Below are 1,071 nucleotides of genomic sequence, written 5' to 3'. Positions count from 1 at the left end.
CTGAGCGGAATGTTTTGGATTATAATAAGTTTTCTTTCTAACGAAATAAATAATATGAAAGAATTACTGATTCAGTTGCTATTTTTTTCACTCTTCTACACTGTTATATTTCTAAGCATCCGTTCTATAATTAAGTATTCACATAAACAATCTAATTAGTACATAATTTAAATTAGCTTATAACCTTTTAAGGAAAGTGTTTAACACTAATAGTAATAGGAGTATATTAACCTACAGATTTTTTCAAAGTATTAACATAACCCCTCACTACAAAACTGTTGGTAAAGGTATGAAGTTGAGCCCTCAAATAATTATAAAAGAAAAAGCTGTCGACATTTATCGACAGCTTTCTATAAGATAAGTTATCTAGCATGGCCTGGGCGAGTTAAGATTGCCATTCCTACTCCTGCAGCAAATCCAACTGGCCCAACAGCCGCTCCTAAAGCAATGGCCGTTCCACCCATTACTGCAGCTCCTGCGGCAGCTCCTGCTAAATCTCTCCACCCTCCTCCGTCAGTATTTAACATTTCTTGTTCACTCAATTCAATCATTTTACTATTTTCGATATTATGTAACATGCTAAACCTCCTGGTTTTTTAAGTTTTTGATTAGTGAAATTATAATTACTTATGCCCAGAAATCAATGCATCTACACCGTACCCTGCAGAACCCCAGATAGCCCCAACGTTAGCACCTAAAACAGCTCCGCCAGGCCCGCCTAAAGCTGCTCCCACAGCAATGCCTGTTCCAACTCCTCTTATTAAATAAGTACCATAACCCCCACCATCTATCTTTTCAGCTTCTTCTACAGTTAATAATTCAAAATTGGTGATTTGCTTTTTCATAGTTTTCTCCTCCTAAGTCCGAACTTGGTAAATTATTGTCGACTTATATTACTATAAATGTAATTTGAAGTTTTTTCAACAGTTATAACCAAATTTATATTACTTAATTCATCTAAAATCTATAAGCTCTTTAATTTTTTAATATCCTAGAGTCGTTATGTAATTGAATTTTTGACTAAATTTATAGATTAAGTAACTTCTGGAAACTTTAACCAAAGTTTTTGTT

At 33.9% G+C, this 1,071-nt stretch carries 2 protein-coding genes; both read right to left on the bottom strand.

Translation table 11 applies throughout. The features are described 5' to 3' along the window. Positions 1 to 362 precede the first annotated feature (362 nt). Entirely contained in the window at positions 363 to 578 is a 216-nt protein-coding gene (locus tag BTW01_RS18230; protein ID WP_162104364.1) for a hypothetical protein, read from the bottom strand. A 45-nt stretch (positions 579 to 623) separates the two neighbouring features. Beyond that, positions 624 to 845 carry a Blp family class II bacteriocin gene (locus tag BTW01_RS18225; RefSeq protein WP_162104365.1) on the bottom strand — a complete coding sequence of 74 codons (222 nt, stop codon included), beginning with the start codon at positions 843 to 845 and terminating at the stop codon, positions 624 to 626. Positions 846 to 1,071 lie beyond the last annotated feature (226 nt).

This window comes from Bacillus sp. SKDU12 (assembly GCF_010093085.1).
GTDB lineage: Bacteria > Bacillota > Bacilli > Bacillales > Bacillaceae > Bacillus > Bacillus mexicanus.
Note: the sequence above shows the minus strand (reverse complement) of the source record. Positions and strands in the feature narration are given on the sequence as shown.